This is a genomic window from Motilimonas cestriensis, from assembly GCF_021295315.1.
Lineage (GTDB): Bacteria > Pseudomonadota > Gammaproteobacteria > Enterobacterales > CBDFNC01 > Motilimonas > Motilimonas cestriensis.
This window is the reverse complement of sequence record NZ_JAIMJA010000061.1, coordinates 1,313-1,948: the sequence shown is the minus strand read 5'-3', so window position 1 is coordinate 1,948 and position 636 is coordinate 1,313. Positions and strand designations below refer to the sequence as shown.

At 51.4% G+C, this 636-nt stretch carries 1 protein-coding gene; it reads right to left on the bottom strand.

Features of this window, described 5'->3' with window-relative positions; translation table 11 throughout:
• Positions 1-636: immunoglobulin-like domain-containing protein (locus tag K6Y31_RS22580; protein WP_233055165.1), on the bottom strand; the 636-nt coding region annotated here is incomplete at both ends.

Sequence of the window (636 nt, the reverse complement as noted above, 5' to 3'; positions counted from 1 at the left end):
TGTCCTCGCTGCCCGGAATCTCATCACTGCCGGTTTGGTCATTGATGGTAGTCTCGATGACCGAGTTACCTTTCACTAAGTTCTCGTAGCTGCCGCCGTTGGTGTTACCCAGTGACACGTTGAATTTCTCACCGCTGTCGGCAATGGCATCATCTAAGGTCGCCACGGTAAAGTCAGTTGATAAGGTACCTGCTTTGATCACCACGTTTTGGGTTTGTGCAATCACGTCACCGTTATCGGTGGTGATATGACCGGTGATCACTTGGACCGTTAAATCAGTCGCCGGCGCCTTATCCACACTCACGGTGTAAGTCGCGCTTTCCCCTTCAACCACAGTGCTTGCACCGCTTAAGGTCAAGGTGGTGGTGTCCTCGCTGCCCGGAATCTCATCGCTGCCAGTTTGGTCATTGATGGTGGTTTCAACTGCCGAGGTGCCTTTCACTAAGTTCTCGTAGCTGCCGCCGTTGGTGTTACCCAGTGACACGTTGAATTTTTCACCACTGTCAGCAATGGCATCATCTAAGGTCGCCACGGTAAAGTCAGTTGATAAGGTACCTGCTTTGATCACCACGTTTTGGGTTTGTGCGATCACGTCACCGTTATCAGTGGTGATATGGCCAGTGATCACTTGTACCG